Below are 24165 nucleotides of genomic sequence, written 5' to 3'. Positions count from 1 at the left end.
GTCGGCCATTCTGCCAGATGCCCTGCTCGGACGGGGAGCTGGGCTACTACCGGCCGCTGCCGTCGACCGGGCGGCCGCGCAGCATCACGAGCGCGGGCTCGTGCAGCACCTCGGGGTGGCGCCGCGGGTCCTCCCGGTACACGGCCAGGTCCGCGGGCGCGCCCGCGTCGAGCAGCGGCTTGCCGAGCCAGGCCCGGGCCGACCAGCTCGCCGCGCCGAGCGCGTCGGGGTGCCCGGCCGCGTGCAGGGCCAGCACCTCGTCGGCGATGCGGCCGTGGGCGATCCCGCCGCCGGCGTCGGTGCCGGCGTAGACCGGGACGCCGGCCTCGACCGCGCGTCGCACCACGTCGCGGGCACCCGCGTGCAGCGCGAGCATGTGCTCGGCGTAGCGCGGGAACCGCGACGCCGAGGCCGCGATCTGCGGGAACGTGTCGACGTTGATCAGCGTGGGCACGAGCGCGGTGCCGCGGGCGGCCATCTCGGCGATCAGGTCGTCGGTGAGCCCGGTGCCGTGCTCCAGGCAGTCGATCCCGGCCCGGATCAGGCCGGGCATCGCGGAGGCGCCGAACACGTGCGCGGTGACCCGGGCGCCGGCCGCGTGCGCGGCGTCGATGGCCGCCACCAGCACGTCGTCGGGCCACAGCGGGGCGAGGTCACCCTCGTCGCGGTCGATCCAGTCGCCGACCAGCTTCACCCAGCCGTCGCCCGCCGCGGCCTGCTCGGCCACGACCTCGGGCAGGGTGGCCGGCTCGTCGACCTCGACGGCGACGCCGCGGACGTAGCGCTTGGGCCGCGCGACGTGCCGGTTCGCCCGGATGATCTCCGGGAGGTCGTCCCGCGCCTGCAGCGGCCGGGTGTCGATGGGCGAGCCGCAGTCGCGCAGCAGCAGGGCGCCGGCGTCGCGGTCGACGAGCGCCTGCTCGACGGCCTCTTCGAGGGTCGTCGGCCCCTCGGGGCCGAGTCCGACGTGGCAGTGCGCGTCGACCAGCCCGGGCACGATCCAGCCGCGGTCGAGCAGGGTCTCCGCGCCGGCGATGGGCCCGTCGGCGATCCGGCCGTCGGACCCGACGAACAGCTCACGGGACTCCTCCGCCCCGCCCGGCCCCAGCACCACACCGTGCAGCCGGTACATGCGCTACTACTTCCCCTTCGGGAACCGCAGCTTGCTCGGATCGAAGCCGGGCGGCAGCTGGTCGAGACCCGGCGGCAGCTCGCGCAGCGACGGCGGCAGGTTCGACAGGTCCGGCATCCCCGCGCCGAACGGCTGGGCGCCGGCGCGCGGGGTGGGCCCGCGACGGCCGCCCTTCTGGTTCTTCTTGCCCCGACGCGGCTTGGCCTGCTTCTTCGTGGCGCTGCGGCTGCCGAACCCGAACTGCCCGGCCATCGCCTTCATCTGCTTGCGGGCCTCGAAGAACCGGGTGACCAGGTCGTTGACCTCGCTGACCGCCACGCCGGAACCGTTCGCGATGCGCAGCCGGCGCGACCCGTTGATGATCTTGGGGTCGGCCCGCTCCGCCGGGGTCATGCCGCGGATGATCGCCTGCAGCCGGTCGAGCTGCCTGTCGTCGACCTGCGAGAGGGCTTCCTTCATCTGCGCCGAGTTGGCGCCCGGCAGCATGCCCAGCAGGTTCCCGATCGGGCCCATCTTGCGGATGGCGAGCATCTGCTCGAGGAAGTCCTCCAGCGTGAGCTCGCCGGTGCCCAGCTTGTGCGCGGTCTCCTGCGCCCGTTCCTGGTCGAAGACCTGCTCGGCCTGCTCGATCAGGGTGAGCAGGTCGCCCATGCCGAGGATCCGGCTGGCCATCCGGTCGGGGTGGAAGACGTCGAAGTCGGCGAGCTTCTCGCCGCTGGACGCGAACAGGATCGGCTGGCCGGTGACCTCGCGCACCGACAGCGCCGCACCGCCGCGGGCGTCGCCGTCGAGCTTGGTGAGCACCACGCCGGTGAAGCCGACGCCGTCGCGGAACGCCTCCGCCGTGGTGACGGCGTCCTGGCCGATCATCGCGTCGACGACGAACAGGGTCTCGTCGGGCTGCACGGCGTCGCGGATGTCCGCGGCCTGGCGCATCAGCTCCTCGTCGACGCCCAGCCGGCCGGCGGTGTCGACGATGACGACGTCGAAGTGCTTCTCGCGGGCGTGCGCGACACCGCGGCGGGCCACGTCGACCGGGTCGCCGACACCGTTGCCGGGCTCCGGCGCGAACGTCGTGGCGCCGGCCCGCTCACCCACGATCTGCAGCTGGTTGACCGCGTTGGGTCGCTGCAGGTCGCAGGCCACGAGCAGCGGGGTGTGCCCCTGGTTCTTCAGCCAGTGCGCGAGCTTCCCGGCGAGCGTGGTCTTACCGGAACCCTGCAGACCGGCCAGCATGACGACCGTCGGCGGCTCCTTGGCCAGCGCGATGCGGCGCGTCTCGCCGCCGAGGATCGTGATGAGCTCCTCGTTGACGATCTTGACGACCTGCTGGGCCGGGTTGAGCGCCTCCGACACCGCAGCGCCCTTGGCGCGTTCCTTGATGCGCGCGATGAAGGTGCGCACCACCGGCAGCGCGACGTCGGCCTCGAGCAGCGCGATGCGGATCTCGCGGGCGGTGACGTCGATGTCGGCCTCGGAGAGGCGACCCTTGCCGCGGAGGTTGGCCAGCGCTCCGGACAGCCGGTCGGAGAGGGTGTCGAACACCCGTCCCAGCCTACTGGCCCGTGCGGGAACCGCTCACTGCCGGCAGTGCCTGCAGGACCAGGCCGCCGGCGGCCTCGGCGCGGTCGGCCACCGTCACGCTCTCCCACCCGTCGGCGGCGGGCGGCACGGCGGCGGCCCGCACGTGCCGCTCGAACGACGAACCGGGCACGACCCGGCCGCGGTAGGCCTGCCCGCTCCGCGCGGTGGCGGCGTCGACGTCGAGCCACAGCAGGTGCGGGGCCCGTCCCGACAGGGCGGCGACGCGCAGCACCGCGGCGCGCGTGCCGACCGCCGTGGCCGGCAGGTGCACGACCACCGTCGGGATCGAGGAGAACGCCGCCACCAGCACGGACAGCCGGTGCCACAGGTGCACCAGCCACCGGTACCAGCCGTACGGGAGCGGGTGCAGCACGCCGCGCAGCGCGGCGCGGTGGGCGTCGGAGTCGAGCACCACCGTGCCGGGATCGGGTGCGAGCGTGCCCAGCAGCGTGGACTTGCCGGCGCCGGGGATCCCGGCGACGAGGACGAGCGCGCGACCGGGCACGGAGAGCATCAGCGGGGCCACGTGTCGTCAACGTACGGTTCGCCCGATTCGTTCCGAGTCGTCACACGGCGTCGGCGCCGCGCTCCCCCGTACGGACGCGGACGAGCTGCTCCACCGGAGTCACCCAGACCTTGCCGTCGCCGATCTTGCCGGTGCGCGCCGCCTCGACGACGGCGTCGACGACCTTCTCCGCGTTCTCGTCGCCGACCACGACCTCGATCTTGACCTTCGGGACGAAGTCGACCGTGTACTCCGCGCCGCGGTAGACCTCGGTGTGCCCCTTCTGCCGGCCGAAGCCCTGCACCTCCGAGACCGTCATGCCGAGCACACCGATCTGTTCCAGTGCCGCCTTCACATCCCCCAGGGCGAACGGCTTCACGACGGCGGTGACCAGCTTCATCGGGCGGACTCCTCGCGGACGGCGGTGCCCGTGCTCGGGCGGGTGCCCAGTATCGAGGATCCGCCGGTCGCGAGGGGGGAGAACTCACCGGGCCGCCGTCATGGAGTCATGACGACGCGGTGATCGGCGAGGTGACCGCCGCCGCCCGCACCGCCTCGGCGTGGAGGCCGCGCGCGATGGGTTCGAGTGCCTCGAAGGCACCCGGCGGCGTGCCCGGGAGAGCGCGCCCCGCGTCCCGGACCCGGCCGAGGATCGCGTCCGCGGCGGTGTCGGCCTCGGCGGTCAGCCCTGGCAGGTCGACGCCGATGAGCACACCGTCGCGCTTCACCAGGCGGCCGTCGACGAGGACGGTGCGCACGTCCGCCGCCGTCGTCTGGAAGATCAGCGTGGCGTAGGGATCGATCCGGGGGTGCTGCTCGATCGCCCCTCCGCCGACGAGCTGCAGGTCGGCCCGCTTGCCCGGCGTCAGCGAGCCGATCCGGCCACCCAGCCCGAGCGCATCGGCCGCGTTGACGGTGGACCAGGCCAGCGCCTCCTTCGCGGTGATGGTCACGGTCTCGGGCATCGCGTTCGCGAGGGTGGTCGCCTCGGTCGCCGCCCAGCGCGCGAAGCCGAGGCCGAAGCGCAGCTCGTGCCAGAGGTCGCCGGAGTTGAGTGAGATGACGTCGGCCGAGAGCGTGGGGGCGAGCCCGTGCCGGCGGCAGCGCTCGAAGATCGGCCGGCCCATCCCCATGTTCAGCTCCGTCTCGACGGAGATCGACACCTTCCCGCCGCTGCGGACCAGCGCCGCCCACTCCGCGTCGTCGAACGTGTTGCAGTGCACGTGGACCATGTCCGGGCCGAGCAGGCCGAGGGCGTCGAGCTCGGTGATCCCGCCGGTCAGCACGCTGCCCCAGACGCAACCGGCGTGGTTCACGATCAGCGCCTGCCGCTCGCGCGCGGCGGCCAGTTCCGCGACCGTCCGGTCCCACGGCAGCCCGAACAGCTCCGAGAGCGACACCCCGAGGGTGAGCAGGCCGTCGTTCGACGGGAAGTAGGTGTCGGCGATCCGGTGGAAGTCGGCGAGCCGTGCTGAGTGCTCACCGAACCGCGTGGCCTCGGGCGAGCTCTCGAAGAAGCCGTAGCAGAAGGCCGCGCGGATGCCGGCGTCCTGCAGACCGAGGACGGCGGCGTCGCTGTGGTCGGGGGTGTTGTTGCAGTGCGAGAAGTCGAGCAGCGTGGTCACGCCGGCGTTCAGCGCGTCGAGGGCGCCGAGCCGGTTGCCGAGGCGGACGTCGTCGGCGGTGTAGGCGGGGGAGATCGCGAGCCGGATGCCGAAGTAGTAGTCCCCCAGCGTCCAGTCCCCGCAGATCCCGCGGACCAGTGACTGCCAGGTGTGCCGGTGGGTGTCCACGAGCCCGGGCAGGACGAGGTGCCCGCGCGCGTCGATCACCTCCGCGTCCGTGACCGGCAGGGCAGGGCCGACGGCCGCGATGACGCCGTCCTCGACCAGGACGTCGCCGACGGGCAGGTCACCGAGGGCGGGGTCCATCGTCAGGACGTGCCCGCCGCGGATCAGGGTGCGTGTCATGCGGCCCAGCGTGGCGACGCCGGGCGGCCGGAACATGTGCCGAAGAGGTTGCGATCGCGCGGCCCGTCCGACGTAGCATCGCGCGGAACACGAGGTGGTGAGGACATGGACGTCCGATCGCTGCGCTACGCGGTGACGCTCGCGGACACCCTCCACTTCGGTCGCGCTGCGCAGGTCCACTACATCGCGGCCCAGCCCTTCGGCCGCCGCATCCAGGCCCTCGAGCGCGAGCTCGGCACGCCGCTGTTCGCCCGGACCAGCCGCCGGGTCACGATCACCCCGGCCGGGGAGCGCTTCCTCCCCCGGGCCCGCCAGGTCCTCGCGCAGCTCGACGCGCTGGTCCGGCAGGCCGAGGGACCCCCGGCGGATTCCGGCGTCCTGCGGATCGGCGTGCTCGGGTTCGGCCTGGCCGACCTGTGGCCGGACGTCCGCGACCTGGTCAGGTCCCGCTGCCCCGATCTGGCCCTGACCTCGATGGAGCTCGACTGGGAGAACCAGTACGACGCCGTGCGCGCCGGGGACGTCGACGTCGCGATCGTCCACGACGTCGGCGGAGCGGAGGACCTGGAGCTGGACCGGGTGGCCGACCTGGACCGGTACGCCGTCGTCCCGGTCGGGTCGGAGCTGGCTCGGGCCGAGCAGCTGACGGCGGCGGACGTCGAGGGGCAGCGGTGGATCTCCCCCGTCGGCGGGTTCCCCGGGCTGGCCGAGTGGGGCGAGGACGCCGGACGCCGGGACGGCGTGCACGTCCGGTCGCCGTCCGGGGTCCCGACGGCCGTGGTCACGAGCGGGTGGCTCGGACTGCACGCGGAGCCCGCCCGCCGGTTCTTCCCGCACCCCGGTGTCCGATACGTCCCCCTCGCGGGTCCCCGGGCCCGGATCGCCGTCGCGACCCGCCGAGGTGAGCGGGACGAGGGCGTCGCGGTGTTCCGCGCCGCCACCCAGGCGATCGCGGATCATCACCGATCCCGTGCATGATCGGTGCCGCCGGGCACGGCAGGCTGACCCCGACGTGAGGAGCGCGATGCGCTGGAGCAGCTACGCCGAAGCCGACGGCACCGTCCGGGCGGCGGTCTGGGCGGGCGACCGCCTGCATCCCGCGCCCGCCGGGACCGCACTGGTCGACCTCCTGGGCGACCTCCCCGCGGCCGCGGACCGCGCGCTGGCCGGCCCCGCCGTCGACCCCGAGTCGGTGACCCTGCTGCCGCCGGTGCCCCGGCCGCCGTCGATCCGGGACTTCATGGCTTTCGAGGAGCACGTGGTCACCGCGAGCGCGGCGATCGGCCTCACCGTGGACCCGCTCTGGTACGCCCAGCCCGTCTTCTACTTCACGAACCCGGCTTCGCTGCACGGCGCGCACGACCCGGTCGCGATCTCGCCCGGCAGCTCGCTGTTCGACTACGAGCTGGAGGTCGCCGCCGTGATCGGGCGCGAGGGCTCCGACCTCAGCCCCGAGGAGGCCGTGGAACACATCGCGGGCTACACGCTGTTCTGCGACTGGAGCGCCCGTGACCTGCAGGGTGCGGAGATGCGGCTGAACCTGGGTCCCGCCAAGGGGAAGGACTCGGCGTCGAGCTGCGGCCCGTGGATGCTCACCCCTGACGAGCTGCCGGCGGCCGCCGCGATGACCGCCGAGGTCAACGGCAAGCCCTACAGCGCGGGCCGCCTCGACGCGCTGTACTGGACCTTCGGCGAGATGATCGCCTACGCCTCGCGCGGCACCCGGGTGCTGCCCGGCGACCTGATCGGGAGCGGGACGGTCGGCACCGGTTGCATCCTCGAGCTGTCGCGGGTGCACGGCCCGGACGCCTACCCGTACCTCGTGCCGGGCGACCGGGTCCGCCTGGAGGTGGAGGGACTCGGGGCGATCGACGCCCCGATCGTCGCCGGTGCCCCTGTCCGGCCACTGCGGAAGGAGCACGCATGAGCGCGCACACCCACGACATCACCGTCCCCGGCCCGCCGCGGCTCGAAGAGGTCAGCGACGGGATCCACGCCTACATCCAGCCCGACGGCACGTGGTGGATCAACAACACCGGGTTCGCGGTGGGCCCGCAGGGCGTGGTCGCCGTCGACTCGTGTTCCACCGAGCGACGCACCCGGGCATTCGTCGACGCGATCCGCTCGGTGACCGCGGCACCGGTCCGCACGCTGGTCAACACCCACCACCACGGCGACCACACCTGGGGCAACGCCCTGTTCGGCACCGCCACGATCGTCGCGCACGAGCGCACCCGGGCGGAGATGCTCGCCTTCGGGCCGCCCCGGGAGCTGCCGTTCTGGGACAGCCCGGACTGGGGATCGCTGCCACTGGAACCGCCGTTCCTGACCTTCACCGAGGGCGTCACGGTGCACGTGGGCGACCTGCGGGCCGAGGTGCGCCACGTCGGGACGGCCGCGCACACCACGAACGACTCCCTCGTCTGGTTCCCGGAGCGGGCCACGCTCTTCTGCGGCGACCTGATCTTCAACGGGGGCACGCCGTTCCTGCTCATGGGCTCGGTCGCCGGCGCCGTCGACGTGCTGGAGAACGTGGTGGCGCCGCTGCGCGCGACGACGACGGTCCCCGGCCACGGCCCTGTCTTCCACGATCGCGGCCCGCTCGACGCCACCCTGGACTACCTGCGGTTCGTGCTGGACCTGGCGGAGCGGGGCCGGGCCGCGGGCATCACCCCGCTGCAGGCCGCGCAGGACACCGACCTCGGCCGGTTCGCCGACTGGCCCGATGCCGAGCGGATCGTCGGCAACCTGCACCGCGCCTACGCCGAGCTCGACGGGCACCCCCGCGGCGGACCGATCGACGTCATGGCCGCTCTCGCGGACATGGTCACCTACAACGGCGGCAAGCCGCTGACCTGCCTCGCCTGAGGAGCTACCCGGTCTGGACGGTGCCGTCGGGGCTGGGCCGCCACTGGTCGAACGGGCGGTCCAGCCGCCAGCTCCCGTTCTCGCTGGTCAGCACGTGGAGGGCGCAGTAGCCCGGGTTGGAGAGCGACTCGAACAGCTCGACGCTCCAGGAGAACACCCGACGGCACAGCAGCCGCGTCGTCAGCCCGTGCGAGACGAGGAGCGCCGTGTCGGGGTGGTGCGGGTCCTCGGCGACGCGGTGCTCGAGCTGGTCGACGAAGCTCGCGACGCGGTCGTCGACGTCGGCGCCGGACTCGCCGTGCGCGAGCCGGTAGAAGAAGTGCCCGAACTCGTGGCGCAGCCGCTTCTGCACGACCTGCTCGGCCGGGTCCTGCAGGTTGCCCCAGTCCTGCTCGCGCAGCCGCGGCTCCGGCACGTAGCGGCTGACCAGGTCGTCGATGCCGAGCAGCCGGTAGGTCTCGACGGTGCGCACGTACGGGCTGACGTAGGCGGCGACCGGGCCGGTGCCCAGTACCGCCCGCACGGCCGGTCCGGCGGCCGCGGCCTGTGCCCTGCCGGCGGCGGTCAGCGGCAGGGCGTGGTCGGGGATGCGGCAGTAGGCGCTCTCGTCGATGTTGCCGAGGCTCTCGGCGTGCCGCAGCACCACGATCCGCACGCAGGCATCCTGCCGGGTCTGGTGCGTCACGATCGGGTCGGCTCTGTTAGTTAGCTGTGCTATACAAATAACCCATGAGCAGTCCCTTCCGCCAGCCCCGTGCCGTGTGGGCCGTCGCGTTCGCCTGCGTGATCTCGTTCATGGGCATCGGCCTGGTCGACCCGATCCTGCCGGCGCTCTCCACCCAGCTGCACGCGTCGCCGAGCCAGGTCACGCTGCTGTTCACCAGCTACCTCGTCGTCACCGCCGTCGCCATGCTCGTCACGGGGTGGGTGTCGACGCGCATCGGCGCGAAGAACACCCTCATCGCCGGGCTCGTGCTGATCGTCGCGTTCGCCGCACTCGCCGGCGCGTCCGACACCATTGGCGGCATCGTCGGCTTCCGCGCCGGCTGGGGCCTGGGCAACGCCCTCTTCATCGCCACCTCCCTGGCCGTCATCGTGGGCTCGGCCAGCGGCGGCTTCGCCGGCGCGATCGTGCTCTACGAGACGGCGCTGGGCATCGGCATCGCCTGCGGCCCGCTGCTGGGCGCGCTGCTGGGCAACATCAGCTGGCGCGGCCCGTTCTTCGGCGTCTCGGTGCTCATGGCGATCGCGCTCGTCGCCACCGTCGCGTTCGTGCCGGCGACCCCGCGGCCGGCCCACCGCGCGTCGATCAGCGAGCCGATCAAGGCGCTGCGCCACCGCGGCCTGCTCGTCATGGGTGTGACCGCGCTGCTCTACAACTGGGGCTTCTTCACGATGCTCGGCTACGTCCCGTTCCCCATGGGGCTCTCGATCTACGAGCTGGGTGCGGTGTTCTTCGGCTGGGGCCTGCTCGTCGCGATCTTCTCGGTGCTCGTCGCGCCCCGGCTGCAGACCCGGTTCGGCACCGCCCCGACCCTGTACGTGAACCTGCTGCTCTTCGCGATCGTGCTCGCGGTGATCGCCACCTTCACCTCGTCGACCGCGACCCTGGTCGTATGCGTGATCGCGTCCGGCGCGCTCATCGGCATCAACAACACCCTCACCACCCAGGCCGTCATGCTCGTCGCGCCCGTCGACCGGCCCGTCGCATCGGCGGCGTACGGGTTCATCCGGTTCATCGGCGGCGGCCTCGCCCCGTTCGTCGCCGGCCTGCTCGCCGAGCACCTGAACGTGCACGTGCCGTTCTACGTCGGCGCGGTCGCCGTCCTGCTCGCCATCGGGGTGCTGCGCACCGGGCACACCCTCCTCGCCGCGGCCGATCGGCAACTGGTCGTCGACGAGGCCGCGCACGCCGGCCAGGCCGACCTCGACGGGGTCGAAGTCGCGGAGATCGCGATGGACGGCACCGGCGAGGCCGGCGTGCTGGAGCGGGCGGAGAGCTACCACCCCGTCCGGTGATGCTGATCCCCGCCGCAGGCGTCAGGCGCTCTCACCCGATGTCGGCCGCAGCCAGCACCGCCTCCTCGATCCGGACGCGGTCGCCGTCGGGGGCGGCCTCCAGGCAGAACGAGTCGACGACCGAGGCGCCGAGCGTCGCCACCCGGGCCCACCGCAGCTCGACGCCGGACTTCTCCAGCGCGGCCGCGATGCGGTGCAGCAGGCCGATGCGGTCGGTGCCGCGGAGCTCCAGCACGACCGCGCCGCTGGCCTCGTCGTCGAACCACAGGACCCGCGCCGGCGCGGCGTCGGCGACCGCCATCGCCGGCGCGTAGTCGCGCTCCTTGCGGGCCAACGCCTCGTCCAGGGCGAGCCCGCCGTCCAAGACGCGGACCAGGTCGGACCGCATCAACGCCGGGTCGGGCAGGCGGCCGAACCGGGGCGAGGTGGTGAAGGTGAACACCGCCACCTCGACGTCCCCGGACGTGACCGTGCGCAGCTCGGCGGCGTGCACCTCCAGCGAGTGCAGCGCCAGCACCCCCGCAGCGGCGGACAGCGACCCGCCGCGGTCCGGCATCGCGATCGCGACCGTGGCGGGCTCGTCGGAGCCGGACTCGGTGACGGCGAGCTGCGGGCGGCCCTCCGCCACCACGGCCGCGGCGAGCGCCACCTCGGCCGCCGTCGTGACCGCTGGCGCCGGCAGTGGCTCGCCGGCCAGGAAGGTGCGGCACCGCCGGGCCAGGTCGCCGATCAGCTGCTGCTTCCACGGGCTCCACACGCCCGGCCCGGTGGCCAGCGAGTCGGCCTCGGCGAGCGCCGCCAGCAGGTCCAGCAGCAGCCCGGCATGGGGGCCGACCTCCGCCGTGAGCGTCTCCGCGACCCTGGCGACCGTCGCCGGGTCGTCGAGGTCGCGGCGCGTGGCCGTGTGCGGGAGCAGCAGGTGGTGGCGGACCATCGCCCCGAGGATCGTGACGTCCTGCTCGGCGAAGCCCAACCGCCTGCTCACCTGCAGGGCCAGCGACTCCCCCACGATCGAGTGGTCGCCGCCGCGGCCCTTGCCGATGTCGTGCAGCAGCGATCCCACCAGCAGCAGGTCGGGCCGCGCCACGCGGGTGGTCAGCCGGGCGGCCTGCGCCGCCGTCTCCACGAGGTGCCGGTCCACCGTCCACACGTGGGCGCGGTCCCGCGGCGGGAGGTCCCGCACCACACCCCACTCCGGGAAGAGCCGGCCCCAGAGACCGGTGCGGTCCAGGGCCTCGACGACCTCCGCCATCGCCCGGCCGGCGCCGAGCAGCGACAGCAGCTCGCCGCGGGCGGCCCGCGGCCACGGCTCGCGCAGCTCGGGAGCGGTGTCGGCGAGCCGGTGCAGGGTGCCGGCGGCGATCGGGTAGCCGGTGCGCGCGGCGGTCGCCGCGACCCGCAGCATCAGGGCGGGGTCCCGGGCAGCGGTGGCGTCGCGGGCCAGCGTCACCTCGCCGGCGTGCTCGACGACGCCCGTGTCGAGCGGGCGCCGCACGGGCGCGCGGCGCAGCGCCGCCAACCCCCGGCGAGGCAGCGCCGACCGGGCAGAGCGCAGGCCCACCTCGGCCGCGAACGCGATCGACCGCGCCGCCCCGGACAGCGCCCTGGCCAGCTCGAACCGGTCGGCGATCTCCAACGCGGCAGCGACCTCGTCGGCGTCCTGCGCGCGCAGGACGTCGCGGGCGCGGCCGGCCAGGCGGTGCAGCTCCGTGCGGACGTCCAGCAGCAACCGCCGCGCCTCGACGACGTCGGCGGACGGCCGGTCGATCAGCTGCGCGGCCGCCAACGCGTCGAGGAGCTGGACGTCGCGGAGCCCGCCGTGGCCGCTCTTGAGGTCGGGTTCGATCCGGTGCGCGACGTCGCCGACCTTCTCCCAGCGCGCCCGCGCCGCGTCGGCGATCTCGTCGTAGCGCGTGCGGATGCCCGCCCGCCACGCCTGCCGGACGGCGTCGCTGACCTTCGTGGTGAGGGCGTTGTCGCCGGCGATGTGGCGGGCCTCGAGCAGGCCGAACGCGGCGCGCAGGTCCGTCGCGGCCACCTGCACCGCCTGGCCCGGCGTGCGGACCGAGTGGTCGAGCCCGATCCCGGCGTCCCACAGCGGGTACCAGAGCGCGTCGGCGAGCCGCTCGACGTCCTTGCGACCGTCGTGCAGCAGCACGAGGTCCAGGTCCGACCAGGGCGCGAGCTCACGCCGGCCCAGCGCGCCCACCGCGACGAGCGCGGCGCGGTCGCTGATCCCGATCGACGTGGCCCGCGACGACAGCCAGAAGTCGTGCAGATCCACCAGCGCGGCCCGGAGCGCCTCCGGGCTGAGCCGTTTCTTCCCAGGACCTGGCTCCAGCAGCACCGCCTTCGCCTTGACCAGGTCTCCTGCGTCCCCCGACGCCGCAGCCGTTCTCACCGCGCTCCGGCACCCCGTTCCGCGACCGTGGAGATCGTCGTGACCCACACCTTGCCGTCCCCGATCCTGCCCGTCCGCGCGGCCGCGGTCAGCTCCGCGAGTACCTGCTCGACGGCCTCGTCCGCGACCACGACCTCGACCCGCACCTTCGGCACGAGGTCGACGCGGTAGTCCGCACCTCGATAGATCTCGGTGTGACCGCGTTGGCGGCCCACCCCGGACACCTCGGACACCGTCTCCGCCGCGATCCCCATGCGGTCCAGCGCAGCGCGGACGTCCGCGACTGCGAAGGGCTGCACGACAGCGGTGACCAGCTTCACGCCGTTTGTCCGATCTGTCCGGATGTTCGGTGAAGCGGCCACGGGCCCGCCGCACGAGTCGTGCGACGGGCCCGGGCCGGTCGTTGCTCAGATGGCGTCGTTCCCGCGTTCGCCGGTACGCACCCGGATCACGCTCTCGACAGCGGTCACCCAGACCTTCCCGTCACCGATCTTGCCGGTGCGGGCGGCCTCGACCACCGCGTCCACGACCTTGTCGGCGAGGGTGTCGTCGGCGACGACCTCCACGCGCACCTTCGGCACGAAGTCGACGGAGTACTCCGCACCCCGGTAGACCTCGGTGTGGCCCTTCTGCCGGCCGTAGCCCTGGACCTCGCTGACGGTCATGCCGAGCACGCCGATCTGCTCCAGCGCCCCCTTCACGTCCTCCAGCACGAACGGCTTGACGATCGCCGTGACGAGCTTCATCGGCTCAGCTCTCCTTGCCTGCAGTGACGGTGACCTTGGCGTCGGACGACGTGGCGGGCAGGGAGTTGCTGCTCAGGCCGGTGCCACCACGCAGGGTGGAGAAGTCGTACGCGGTCTCCGCGTGCTCGACCTCGTCGACGCCGGTGACCTCCTCCTCGACACTGACGCGGAAGCCGATCGTGTACTTGATCAGCGCACCGATCGCGAAGGCCGTGACGAAGGAGAAGACCATCACGCTGACGGCCGCGAGGGCCTGCTTGCCCAGCAGCGACGCGTCGCCGCCGTAGAACAGGCCGTCGCCGCCGAGCGAGTTGACCGACGTCGTGCCGAAGAAGCCGATCAGCAGCGTGCCGGTCAGACCGCCGAACAGGTGGACGCCCACCACGTCGAGCGAGTCGTCGAAGCCGAACCGGAACTTCAGAGCCACCGCCAGTGCGCAGACCACACCGGCGATGAAACCGATCGCGATGCCGCCGATCGGGGAGACGTAGCCGGCAGCGGGCGTGATGGCGACGAGGCCGGCGACGGCACCGGAGGCGGCGCCGAGGGTGGTGGGCTTGCCGTCGCGGAACTGCTCGACGACGAGCCAGCCGAGCGTGGCGGCCGAGGTGGCGACCATCGTGTTGGTGAACGCGACGGAGGCGAGGTCACCGGCGGTCAGCGCCGAGCCGGCGTTGAACCCGAACCAGCCGAACCACAGCAGGCTCGCACCCAGCAGCGTGAACGGCAGGTTGTGCGGGCGCATCGGCTCCTTCGGCCACCCGCGGCGCTTGCCGAGCAGCAGCGCCAGCGCGAGACCCGCAGCACCGGCGTTGATGTGCACCGCGGTACCACCGGCGAAGTCCAGCGCGCCGATGCCGTGCGCGGCGTTGGCGATCCAACCGCCGATCGCGTCAGCGCTCACGAACCCGTCGAACGAGAAGACCCAGTGCGCCACCGGGAAGTAACAGATCGTCACCCAGAGCGCGATGAAGAGCGACCAGCTCCAGAACTTGACCCGGTCGGCAATGGCCCCCGAGATCAGGGCCGGCGTGATCACCGCGAACATCAGCTGGAACATCGCGAACGCGAGCACGGGCAGCGCATCGGGTCCGGGCCACGGGGCCGCCGCCACGCCGGTCTCCGGGTTCGCCGTGACGGCGAAGCCGGCCAGCTTGCCGACGGTGTTCTGCAGGCCGACGAAGTCGAAGTTGCCGAACAGGCCGAGGCCCGTCGCGTCGTTGGCGAAGGAGATGCTGAACCCGTAGAACACCCACAGCACGCCGACCACGGCGAGCGCGATGAAGTTCATCATGAGCATGTTGAGGACGCTCTTGCTGCGGACCATGCCGCCGTAGAAGAACGCCAGTCCGGGGGTCATGAGCATCACGAGCGCTGCGCTCGCGAGGACCCACGCGGTGTCGCCGGAATTGAGCACGGTTTCCCTCCTGCTGTCGGCCAGGCTGGAGGAATACTCAGTGCGTCGTGTTTCAGGCGCAGGCGACCAATGTTGCGCCTCCGTGAACGAGGAGGCGCACGAGGTTACGGGCCGGTTACCCGGACCGGAGGCCTTGGGGCCGATCTCAACCCAGCAGGGCCTCGACGAACGCGGCGGGCTCGAACGGCGCCAGGTCGTCCGGTCCCTCGCCGAGGCCGACCAGCTTCACCGGAACGCCCAGCTCGCGCTGCACCCGGAACACGATGCCGCCCTTCGCGGTGCCGTCGAGCTTCGTGAGCACCACCCCGGTCACGTCGACCACGTCACCGAAGACGCGGGCCTGGGTGAGCCCGTTCTGGCCCGTCGTGGCGTCGAGGACGAGCAGCACCTCGTCGACCTGCGACTGGCGCGACACCACCCGCTTCACCTTGCCCAGCTCGTCCATCAGGCCGGTCTTGGTGTGCAGGCGACCCGCCGTGTCGAGCAGGACCGCGTCGGCGCCCTCCTCGGCGCCCTGCTTCACCGCGTCGAACGCGACGGAGGCCGGGTCGGCCCCCTCCGGCCCGCGGATCACCGTGGCGCCCGCCCGTTCGCCCCAGGTCGCGAGCTGCTCGGCCGCAGCTGCGCGGAAGGTGTCGGCGGCGCCCAGCACGACCTGCCGGCCGCTCGCCACCAGCACCCGGGCCAGCTTTCCGGTGGTGGTGGTCTTGCCGGTGCCGTTCACGCCGACGACGAGGAGCACCGCCGGCCGTCCGTCGTGCGGCAGCGCCCGCACCGACCGGTCCAGATCCGAGCGCAAGGCGTCGGTCAGCACCTCGCGCAGCAGCGCCTTCGCCTCGTCGGGGGTGCGGACGGCGCGGCGGGCCAGCTCGGTGCGCAGGGTGTCGACCAGCTCGGCCGTCATCTCCGGGCCGAGGTCCGCCGCGAGCAGGGTCGCCTCGACGTCCTCCCACGACTCCTCGTCCAGCTCCCCGCCACCGAGCAGGCCGAGCAGGCTCTGCCCGAGCCCGGAACGGGACCGGGACAGCCGCCCCCGCAACCGCTCCAGGCGGCCCTCGGCGGGGGCGATCTCGTCGACGGGCGCGGGGGGCGCCGCACCGTTGCGGGACGGATCGGCCGTGGTGACCGGGGTCGAGGCAGCCGCAGCCGTGGTGGGCGCAGGCGCGTCCGGCTCCACCGGCGCAGGGGTGCTGGGGGTGGACTCGACCGGCGCGGCAGTCTCCGGCGCAGCGGTCTCCGGCGCGGCGCTCTCCGGGGGCGCGCTGCTCTCCGCGGTTGCGCTGGTCTCGGCAGGGGCGATGCGGTCGGGCGCAGCCGTCGGCGGCGCGGTCTCCGCCTTCGGGGTGCGCGGGCGCGGGGCCGCGGGCGGGGTGTCGGTGCCCGCGGAGAAGTCGAACCCGCCGCCGGCCTTGTACTCGTTGGCCTTGCGCGGCGGCGCGACCGCGGTGTCCCCACCGCCGCGCTCGACCTGCTCGGATTCGCGCAGGCTGATGCGCCGGCGCCGGTAGAGCACCAGCCCGGCCACGAGCGCGACGAGCACCACCACGGCGACGACCGCGATGACGGTCCACAGGGTTGCCGGAGTCACGCCCACACCCTGTCATGGAGCCCGCCGACCTGGCTCAGGGTGGGTGTGTCCGGTCGGTGGATCCCCTCCTGGCCGCGTACGTCGGCGAGTTCGTGGGCGAGCGCCGCCGGTGGGGAGGGATGCCCACCCCGCGCGAACCGGGGGCTGCGAACGCAGCGTGGTCAGCGCCTCGACCCTGTTCCGCGCGGCATCGCCGAGGACCCGGGGATCGAGCGCAGCACGCTACGGACCCCCCTCGACCAGCTCGGCACCGCCCGCAAGACCGCCGCGGACGGCACCGCAGCCGCCCGGCCGCTCGTCGAGCCGGCCACCAACAGGCGTGCGGCCCGAACTCAATGCGCCGGATTCTGCGCCGCAGGCCACGTTCGCCGGGCAGACGAACTGGTGAGCCGCTTCCACTTCGTCTGGCTCTCCAACGCTGACCACACCACGACCCCCAACCTCTGCCCGTCCGGGCAGGACGGTGAAGCGGCTGGGAACGCTCGTGGAGATCGAGCGTTCCCCGTTCTACGCATGGAAAGGCGCCGCCCCGCCCAGCCGCTCGGGCCGCCGCCAATGCCGCACTCGCCGCAGCGCATGCCGCGGACACCACCTGCGGGCGGCCGCGGATCACTGCCGAGCTACCGACGCAGTTGCACCCGGGCAGCGGTCAACCACAAGCGGGTCGCGCGGGTCATGCCGAACACCCTCCAACGCGAAGTCCCCCAAGAAGCCCGAACCGGTGCTCCGGGCTGCGATCACGGGTTCGACGGTGCTGTTGCCGCCGCCGTTCAGGGTGGGTCTGGGTCGGCGCGGTAGTCGTAGGGCCGGGTGATGTGGGTGTGCCCGGTCGGGGTGATCCACTCCAGCCCGCCGTCGGGCAGGGCGCGGACCTGCCAACCGCCACCGGCGTGTTTCAGGTGGTGATGCCGTACGCAGTAGCCGGCCAGGTTGGCCGCGCTCGTCGCGCCACCGTCGGCGAAAGCAGTGATGTGGTCGAGTTCGCCGTTGACGACCTTGCGGCGGCAGCCGGGGAAGCGGCAGTACACATCCCGCGCCCGCACGAACTCGGCCAGCGCGGCGGGCGGGGTGTAGGTGGTGCGGCCGTGATCGAGCAGGGCCCCGGTGGCGGGGTCGAACAACAGGCGCCGCCACACCGCGGTGGCGGCGATCTCGCGGGCCATCTCGGCGGTGATCGGGCCGTACCCGAGCAGCTCGCACGGGTCGTCGGTGAGCCCGAACAGGCTGGTCATCGGCATCAGCAGCTGCACCAGCGGTTTGCCCGGGTTCACCGGGGTCGGCAGCGCCAGGTCGGGGTTGGTGACCCGGCCGGACAGCAGATCCGCCAACAGGTCAGCACGCCGCTCATCCATCGACCGCGGATCCTCGGCGCCGCACCCGCGGGCCAGCCGGGTGAGCCACTCGTACGCGGCGACCGCGTCCGGGGCTGGGAGTAGCGCCCATAGCGAGGCCATGCCGTCGGGTTCGGGGTTGACCGCGACCCGCCGATCCCGGCGTGCCCGCTCGTGCCGTTCTTGCGCACCAGCGGGGTCGGCGGCGATGATCGCCCGCTTGACGGCGGCCCGCAGCTGCGCCGCGGTCTGCCGCGGCGCACGCGGCAACACCCGGGCTTCCACCAGGGCGGCGTGCTCGTCGGACAGATTCGCGGTGCCTTCGGTGATCACCGTGACCCGCCGCTGATCCAACAGGCCGGCTTCCCACGCGGCCAGGGTGTCCGGCAGCCGCGACACCAGCGCCTCGGCTTGGCGGGTGCGAAACGCCGCCGTCCCGGACGACAGGTGCAACGCGGTGCCGACCTCGTCGGCGGCCCAGTCGGTCACCCCGCCCGGTTCGGCCCGCCGCGCGGACAGTTCCGCGATCAGCCGGGCTTGCCTGGCCTGCGCCCACGCCACCACTCGTTCGTAGCCGACAAGCGCGTCGATCAGGGCCGGGTCGTCGAGGGTGGAGGGGTCGGCGAAGTACTGGTCGAGTTCGAGCGCCAACCATCCCGACGGCTGCACCGCCGCGGGGGACGGGGAGCCGTCGAGCAGCAGCGAGTCGGGTACCCCGACCCACTCCTCAGCATCGACCATGTGTTCGATTCTACCGCAGGATGGTGCCCGTGACCAGCGAAAACAGGAGGATGATCCAGGTTGTTCGGGGGGCAGGCTGACCCGCACCGCGGGCCCGTCAGGGCCGAGGGGCGGAAGCAGCGCGGCAGCGATCCGCACCCCGAGCAGGATCTCCTTGAACGGCTCAGCTCGCCGGCCGCAGCCTTTGAGAGATCACCGTGGTGATGCCGTCTCCGCGCATGGAGACGCCGTAGAGGGCGTCGGCGACCTCCATGGTCGGCTTCTGGTGCGTGATGACGATGAGCTGGCTGGTGGAGCGCAGCTCCTCCATGAGGGCGATGAGGCGGCGGAGGTTGACGTCGTCGAGGGCGGCCTCGATCTCGTCGAGGACGTAGAACGGGGAGGGGCGGGCGCGGAAGATCGCGACGAGCAGCGCCATCGCGGTGAGGGAGCGTTCGCCGCCGGACAGCAGCGACAGCCGCTTGACCTTCTTGCCGGGCGGGCGGGCCTCGACCTCGATGCCGGTGGTGAGCATGTCGTCGGGGTCGGTGAGCACCAGGCGGCCCTCGCCGCCGGGGAAGAGCGTCTGGAAGACGATGCCGAACTCGCGGGCGACGTCCTCCCAGGCCTGGGTGAAGACCTCGAGGATCTTCTCGTCGACCTCGCGGACCACCGTGAAGAGGTCGCGGCGGGTGTTCTTGAGGTCCTCGAGCTGAGTGGAGAGGAAGCGGTAGCGCTCCTCCAGCGCCGCGAACTCCTCCAGGGCGAGGGGGTTGACCTTGCCGAGCAGCGTGAGGTCCTTCTCGGCGCGCTGGGCGCGGCGTTCCTGGGTGGCGCGGTCGAACGGCATGGGCGGGGGCGCGGTGACGTCCTCGCCGCGTTCCTTCGCCGCCTCGTACTCGGCCATCTCCTGCGCCGACGCCGGGACGGGGACGTGCGGCCCGTACTCGCCGACGAGGTCGTCGACGCCGAGGCCGTGGTCGGCGAGCACCTTCTCGGTGAGCTGCTCGAGGCGCATCCGCTGCTGGGCGCGCAGCACCTCGTCGCGGTGGACGGCGTCGGTGAGCTTCTCCATGAGCGCCGTCAGCCGGCCGGTGACCACGCGGGCCTCACCGAGCGCCTGTTCGCGGGCGCGGCGGGCGGCCTCGGCGGCGTCGCGCTCGGCGACGGCCGCGGCCAGGGACTCCTCGATGGCCGCGCACGCCCGCTCCCCCGCGTCGGCGACGAGCGAGGCGATGGCGGCGTCGCGCTCGCGGGCCTGCCGGGCGGTGGCGGCGCGTTCGCGGGCCAGGCGCTCCGAGGTGGCCTGGCGGCGCAGCGACTCGGCGCGCCCGGCGATGGCGCGGGCGCGCTCCTCCGCGGTGCGCAGGGCCAACCGGGCGTCGACCTCGGCGGAACGGGAGGTGGCGAGTGCGTCGGCGGCGGCGTCGCGCAGTTCGGTGTCGGGTTCGTCGTCGACGGGTTCGTCCTCGGCGACGGCGAGCTGCTGCTCGGCGGCCTCCAGCGCGAGCAGGGCGTCGGAGCGGCGGGCCTCGACGGCGTCGCGGCGCTCCTTGAGCCGCGCGGCCTCGGCCTCGGCGGATCGGGTGGCCTGGTCGAGCAGACCGAGGCGGGCGGCGCCGGCGGCGCGTTGCTGCTCGGCGTCGCCGCGCGCCCGCCGCGCGGTCTCGACGTCGTTCTGGCGGGCGGCCTCCTCGGCGCGCGCCCCCTCGAGGGCGGGCCGCAGCCGGGCCAGCTCCTGCTCGACGGCTTCGCGGCGCTCGTAGGCCTCGTCGACGGCGGCCTGCACGTCGAGCGCGCTGGACGCGGTGCCGGAGCCGCCGGCGGCGCGGTGCGCGCCGAGCAGGTCACCGGCGGTGGTGACGGCGGTCAGCGCCGGCTCGGCCTGCACGAGGCGGACGGCAGCGGCGAGGTCGGGCACGATCACCACGCCGTCGAGCAGCGCCCGCACGGCGGCGACCGCCGGCCCCGAGCCACCGATCGCCTCGGCCGCCCAGCGCCCGCCATCCGGGACCGGGCCGCGGGCGGCGGGCGGCTTCCCGCCCGCGACCAGCAGCGCTGCGCGCCCGGCGTCCCGGCCGCGCAGCAGCTCCAGGGCCGAGCGGGCGCTGTCGACGTCGGCGACGGCGAGCGCCTCGGCCAGCTCGCCGAGCGCGGCAGCGACCGCGGTGCGCGCCTCGGGCTCGACGGTGATCAGGCCGGACAGCGGCCCCAGCACACCCTCGGTGTCGGTCAGGGAGGCCGAGCCGTCCTTGCGGGCGAGTCCCACCGACAGCGCGTCGACGCGGGCCCGCCAGTGCGCGCGCTGCTGCTCCAGCTCCCGCTCGCGGGCGACGAGCTCAGCGACGCGGGTGCGGGCCGTCTCGAACGCCTCCTTGGCCTGGTCCAGCCGCTGGTCGAGCTGGGGGTCGGCCTCGCCGGGCTCGCCCAGCTCGGCGCGCGCGTCGTCGAGCTCGCCGCGGGCCGCCGACGCGCGTTCCTGCGCCTCGGCCAGCGCCTCGGAGAGCCGCTCGATCTCGTCGGCGGTAGCGGCGGCGCCGCTGCGCAGCGCCTCGGCCTTGCCGGCGAGCGTGGCGAGCCCGGCCTTGCGGTCGGCCAGCGCCCGGACGGCGGCGAGGTGCGCGCGCTCGGCGGCGGCGAGGGTGCGCTCGTGCTCGGCACGCTCCTCCATCACCTCAGCGAGCGCCCGCCGCGCCTCGACGACGGCCTCGACCAGCAGGTCCTCCTCCTCGGCGATGGCGTCGGCCTCTGCCTCCAGCTCGTCGGGGTCGCGACCGGGGGTTCGGGTCTCGACCGGGTCCGCGAGGTGCCGGCGCCGCTCGTTCGCCAGCCGGACGGTGCCGGCCAGGCGCTCGGCGAGCGCGGACAGCCGATACCAGGTGTCCTGAGCGGCGGCGAGCTTCGGCGCGTCCGCGGCGAGCGCGGCCTCCAGCTCCTCCTGCTGCACGCGGGCGACGGAGAGCTGCTCCTCGGTCTCGGCGCGCCGGGCGCGGGCGCTGGCCTCGTCCGCCTCCTCGCGGGCGATCTCGTCCCGCAGGGTGACCAGGTCGTCGGCGGCGAGCCGGAGGCGGGCGTCGCGCAGCTCGGACTGCACGGCCTGGGCCCGCCTGGCGATCTCGGCCTGGCGACCGAGTGGCTTGAGCTGACGGCGCAGCTCGCCGGTGAGGTCGGTGAGGCGGGTCAGGTTGGCCTGCATCGCCTCCAGCTTGCGGAGCGCCTTCTCCTTGCGCTTGCGGTGCTTGAGGACGCCGGCGGCCTCCTCGATGTACGCGCGCCGGTCCTCGGGCTTGCTCTGCAGCACGGCGTCGAGCTGGCCCTGCCCGACGATGACGTGCATCTCGCGGCCGATGCCGGAGTCGGAGAGCAGCTCCTGCACGTCGAGCAGGCGGCAGGACGAGCCGTTGATCTCGTACTCGCCTGCGCCGTCGCGGAACGTGCGGCGGGTGATCGACACCTCGGCGTAGTCGATGGGCAGCGCGCCGTCGGAGTTGTCGATGGTCAGCGTGACCTCGGCGCGGCCCAGCGGGGCGCGGCCGGAGGTGCCGGCGAAGATGACGTCCTCCATCTTGCCGCCGCGCAGCGCCTTGGCGCCCTGCTCGCCGAGCACCCACGCGATCGCGTCGACGACGTTGGACTTGCCGGAGCCGTTCGGCCCCACGACGCACGTGATCCCCGGCTCGAGGCGCAGGGTGGTGGCCGAGGCGAAGGACTTGAAGCCCTTCAGCGTCAGGCTCTTGAGGTGCACGGGCAGGGTCTCCGGGGACGAGGCGAAGGTAGAGCGTACCGAGGGGTATGTGCTCTGATGGGCCCTGGTGCAATTCCAGGCGTGGCCGTCACAGTCGGCCACCTCCGCCCGGTGCGGAGCGACCCGGTGGGAGTCCGGGACCGTGCGGTGACACCCCGCCATCCGGCCCGACGTCGATCGGGCCCGTCCGCTACGTGCTGACGCAGAGGTGGGTGGATCGTGTTCACAGGACGGGTGGCCGAGATCGGTCACGTGCAGGAGATCGACGGCGCGGACGTGCGGGTGCACGCGCCGAAGGCGGCCGGGTCGTTGCGGGCCGGCGGGGCGGTGTGCCTGGACGGGGTGCGCCTGACGGTGCGCTCCGTCGAGGCCGGGACGGTCGCGGTGACGGTGTCGGCGGAGACCCGGCACCGCTCGACGTTCGACGCGCTCGGCGCCGGTGCCCGCGTCAACGTGGAGGTGCCGCTGGCCGTCGGCGACCCGCTCGACGGGCACCTCGTCCAGGGGTACGTCGACGCCGTCGGGAAGGTTGTCCGGGTCGACGACGAGGACGGCTGCGCGCGGGTGTGGATCCGGCCGCCGGCCCGGCTGCTGGACGGGCTGGTCGGGAAGTCGCCGATCGCGGTGGACGGGGTCAGCGTCACCGTCGCGGAGGTGCAGCGCGACCGCTTCAGCGTCGTGCTGCTGCCGCACACCCGCAGCCTGACCACGCTCGACGCGGTCACGCCCGGGCGGCGCGTCAACCTGGAGCTGGACGGGCTGGTCCGGCTGGCCACCCGGCGCGCGGTCGCGGCCGGGCCGGTGCTGGCGAACCTCCCGTGGGCGGGTGCCGTGCACGGGCGCAGCGGCGTCGACAAGGTGGTGCGACAGATCGCGGCCGGCGGCGCCGTGGTGGTGTGGGACCCGACGACCGAGGGCGAAGCCGATGTCGTCGTGGCCGCGAACCGGCTGGCCACCGACACCATGCGCTTCCTCGTGCGGGAGGTCTGCGGCATGCCCTGCGTGCCGAGCGCGCCGGAGGTCCTCGACCGGTTGGGGATCGAGCCGCTTCCCGGCGGCGGCGACCGGCACGGCACCGCCTGGTGCACGCCCGTCGACCTCGCGAGCCTGACCGGCACCGGCGTGTCGTCCCCGGACCGCGCCGCGACGATCCGCCGCCTCGCCGACCCGGACGCGGCCGCGACCGACTTCCTGCGTCCCGGCCACGTGCACCCGCTGCGCGCACGACCCGGGCTGCTCGACGAGCGGCCCGGGCACACGGAGGCGACGGTGGCGCTGTGCCGGGCGGCCGGCCTCGCGCCCGTCGGCGTCTGCTGCGAGATCATGTCGGCCGACGGGACGATGGCCGGTGCCGCCGAGGCCGAGGTGCTCGCGCTGGCCTGGGGTCTCCCGATGATCGACATCGCCGACCTGAAGGACTTCCTGTGACCGGGATCGACCTGGACATCGCGACGCGCGGGCTCGCGACCCAGCCGTTCGCCGTGCTGCTCGGCACCCGCGTGGTGGCCGTGGAGGCGGGCCGCGCGGTGCTGGAGCTCGACGTGCGGGCCGACCTGCTGCAGCAGAACGGGTTCGTGCACGGCGGGGTCCTGGCCTACCTCGCCGACAACGCCCTCACGTTCGCCGCGGCCGCACTCGTCGGGCCGGACGTGCTGACCGCGGGCCTCACGATCTCGTACCTGCGCCCGGCCGTCGGGAGCGTGCTGCGCGCCGATGCCGTCGCCGAGCACGCCACCGCGCGGCAGGTGCTGAGCCGGTGCGACGTCGTGGCCGTGACCGAGGACGGCGAGGAGAAGGTGGTGGCCGCCGCCCAGGGCACGGTGGCCGTCAGGCCTCGCTGAACCCGCGCAGCCCACCCCTGGCCGTGCCCCACTGCTCGGCGACCTGGTCGACGCGGCCGGGGGTGGTGTCACCGCGGAGGAGGTCGAGCAGCGACTCGCAGGACCTGCGATCGCCCTCGGCCACGACCACGACGCGGCGGTCCGGCAGGTTGCGCGCCTCGCCGACGAGTCCGAGCTCCAGCGCCCGCGACCGCGTCCACCACCGGAACCCGACGCCCTGCACCCGACCGCTCACCCATGCTGTGAGCCGAACGGCCGAATCGTCGTCACCACTCGTCACCCTGCTACGTTATCGCTT

20 protein-coding genes are annotated in these 24165 nt (G+C 73.6%); 6 read left to right on the top strand and 14 right to left on the bottom strand.

All coding sequences use genetic code 11. The features are described 5' to 3' along the window. Positions 1 to 46: 46 nt before the first annotated feature. The 5 genes from ACQEVB_RS19395 to ACQEVB_RS19375 form a co-directional block, all read right to left on the bottom strand. Positions 47 to 1132: an amidohydrolase family protein gene (locus tag ACQEVB_RS19395; protein WP_432973231.1), complete on the bottom strand. Its 1086-nt coding sequence runs from the start codon at positions 1130 to 1132 to the stop codon at positions 47 to 49. Between the two features lie 6 nt (positions 1133 to 1138). After that, positions 1139 to 2677 carry a signal recognition particle protein gene (gene ffh, locus ACQEVB_RS19390; protein ID WP_432973228.1) on the bottom strand — a complete coding sequence of 513 codons (1539 nt, stop codon included), beginning with the start codon at positions 2675 to 2677 and terminating at the stop codon, positions 1139 to 1141. A gap of 10 nt (positions 2678 to 2687) precedes the next feature. Next, positions 2688 to 3242, bottom strand: a complete 555-nt coding sequence (locus ACQEVB_RS19385; protein WP_432973225.1) for an AAA family ATPase — start codon at positions 3240 to 3242, stop codon at positions 2688 to 2690. Positions 3243 to 3282: 40 nt separating this feature from the next. After that, the gene (locus ACQEVB_RS19380) at positions 3283 to 3621 is read right to left on the bottom strand and encodes a P-II family nitrogen regulator (RefSeq protein WP_432973222.1); all 339 of its coding nucleotides are present in this window, start codon (positions 3619 to 3621) and stop codon (positions 3283 to 3285) included. A gap of 106 nt (positions 3622 to 3727) precedes the next feature. Next, a complete protein-coding gene (locus tag ACQEVB_RS19375; protein ID WP_432973219.1) occupies positions 3728 to 5191 on the bottom strand; it encodes an amidohydrolase family protein in 1464 nt (487 codons plus the stop codon). A gap of 105 nt (positions 5192 to 5296) precedes the next feature. Between ACQEVB_RS19375 and ACQEVB_RS19370 the strand changes: the two genes are divergently transcribed. The 3 genes from ACQEVB_RS19370 to ACQEVB_RS19360 are packed head-to-tail and all read left to right on the top strand — an operon-like array spanning position 5297 to position 8059. Continuing rightward, the gene (locus ACQEVB_RS19370) at positions 5297 to 6169 is read left to right on the top strand and encodes a LysR family transcriptional regulator (protein ID WP_432973216.1); all 873 of its coding nucleotides are present in this window, start codon (positions 5297 to 5299) and stop codon (positions 6167 to 6169) included. Positions 6170 to 6215: 46 nt separating this feature from the next. Then, a complete protein-coding gene (locus ACQEVB_RS19365) occupies positions 6216 to 7118 on the top strand; it encodes a fumarylacetoacetate hydrolase family protein (protein WP_432973213.1) in 903 nt (300 codons plus the stop codon). Then, positions 7115 to 8059, top strand: a complete 945-nt coding sequence (locus ACQEVB_RS19360; RefSeq protein WP_432973210.1) for an MBL fold metallo-hydrolase — start codon at positions 7115 to 7117, stop codon at positions 8057 to 8059. Before ACQEVB_RS19365 ends, ACQEVB_RS19360 begins: the two co-directional genes overlap by 4 nt. Before the next feature lie 4 nt (positions 8060 to 8063). On the opposite strand, the gene ACQEVB_RS19355 is transcribed toward ACQEVB_RS19360, so the two are convergent. After that, on the bottom strand, positions 8064 to 8714 hold the full coding sequence (locus tag ACQEVB_RS19355; RefSeq protein ID WP_432973207.1) for a histidine phosphatase family protein: 651 nt from the start codon (positions 8712 to 8714) through the stop codon (positions 8064 to 8066). Positions 8715 to 8788: 74 nt separating this feature from the next. Between ACQEVB_RS19355 and ACQEVB_RS19350 the strand changes: the two genes are divergently transcribed. Continuing rightward, entirely contained in the window at positions 8789 to 10078 is a 1290-nt protein-coding gene (locus ACQEVB_RS19350; RefSeq protein WP_432973204.1) for an MFS transporter, read from the top strand. 31 nt (positions 10079 to 10109) lie between these two features. Here ACQEVB_RS19350 and ACQEVB_RS19345 read toward each other — a convergent pair whose 3' ends face one another. The 7 genes from ACQEVB_RS19345 to smc form a co-directional block, all read right to left on the bottom strand. Beyond that, positions 10110 to 12479, bottom strand: coding sequence for a [protein-PII] uridylyltransferase (locus ACQEVB_RS19345; RefSeq protein ID WP_432973201.1), 2370 nt, complete (start codon positions 12477 to 12479; stop codon positions 10110 to 10112). Next, positions 12476 to 12799 carry a P-II family nitrogen regulator gene (locus ACQEVB_RS19340; RefSeq protein ID WP_432973198.1) on the bottom strand — a complete coding sequence of 108 codons (324 nt, stop codon included), beginning with the start codon at positions 12797 to 12799 and terminating at the stop codon, positions 12476 to 12478. Before ACQEVB_RS19340 ends, ACQEVB_RS19345 begins: the two co-directional genes overlap by 4 nt. Positions 12800 to 12886: 87 nt before the next feature. Next, the gene (locus ACQEVB_RS19335) at positions 12887 to 13225 is read right to left on the bottom strand and encodes a P-II family nitrogen regulator (protein ID WP_432973195.1); all 339 of its coding nucleotides are present in this window, start codon (positions 13223 to 13225) and stop codon (positions 12887 to 12889) included. A gap of 4 nt (positions 13226 to 13229) precedes the next feature. Beyond that, a complete protein-coding gene (locus tag ACQEVB_RS19330; RefSeq protein WP_432973192.1) occupies positions 13230 to 14642 on the bottom strand; it encodes an ammonium transporter in 1413 nt (470 codons plus the stop codon). Between the two features lie 145 nt (positions 14643 to 14787). Beyond that, the gene (gene ftsY / locus ACQEVB_RS19325) at positions 14788 to 16230 is read right to left on the bottom strand and encodes a signal recognition particle-docking protein FtsY (RefSeq protein ID WP_432973189.1); all 1443 of its coding nucleotides are present in this window, start codon (positions 16228 to 16230) and stop codon (positions 14788 to 14790) included. A 770-nt stretch (positions 16231 to 17000) separates the two neighbouring features. Beyond that, positions 17001 to 18440 (bottom strand): DUF222 domain-containing protein, encoded by a 1440-nt coding sequence (locus ACQEVB_RS19320; RefSeq protein ID WP_432973186.1) that lies wholly within the window; start codon positions 18438 to 18440, stop codon positions 17001 to 17003. Positions 18441 to 18465: 25 nt separating this feature from the next. Next, positions 18466 to 22026, bottom strand: a complete 3561-nt coding sequence (smc, locus tag ACQEVB_RS19315) for a chromosome segregation protein SMC (RefSeq protein ID WP_432973183.1) — start codon at positions 22024 to 22026, stop codon at positions 18466 to 18468. A 219-nt stretch (positions 22027 to 22245) separates the two neighbouring features. Here smc and ACQEVB_RS19310 point away from each other — a divergent pair, with 219 nt between their 5' ends. Both ACQEVB_RS19310 and ACQEVB_RS19305 read left to right on the top strand, forming a co-directional pair. Beyond that, the gene (locus ACQEVB_RS19310) at positions 22246 to 23454 is read left to right on the top strand and encodes a 3,4-dihydroxy-2-butanone-4-phosphate synthase (RefSeq protein ID WP_432973180.1); all 1209 of its coding nucleotides are present in this window, start codon (positions 22246 to 22248) and stop codon (positions 23452 to 23454) included. Beyond that, entirely contained in the window at positions 23451 to 23867 is a 417-nt protein-coding gene (locus ACQEVB_RS19305) for a PaaI family thioesterase (RefSeq protein ID WP_432973177.1), read from the top strand. The genes ACQEVB_RS19310 and ACQEVB_RS19305 overlap by 4 nt, the downstream gene beginning before the upstream one ends. Here the strand turns inward: ACQEVB_RS19305 and ACQEVB_RS19300 are convergent. Continuing rightward, positions 23854 to 24147, bottom strand: coding sequence for an acylphosphatase (locus ACQEVB_RS19300; protein WP_432973174.1), 294 nt, complete (start codon positions 24145 to 24147; stop codon positions 23854 to 23856). The genes ACQEVB_RS19305 and ACQEVB_RS19300 overlap by 14 nt on opposite strands. Between the last annotated feature and the right edge of the window lie 18 nt (positions 24148 to 24165).

It is taken from the genome of Pseudonocardia sp. CA-107938 (assembly GCF_050936315.1).
In the GTDB taxonomy this organism is placed as follows: domain Bacteria; phylum Actinomycetota; class Actinomycetes; order Mycobacteriales; family Pseudonocardiaceae; genus Pseudonocardia.
The sequence above is the reverse complement of the archived record's forward strand: the minus strand, read 5'-3'. Positions and strand labels throughout refer to the sequence as shown.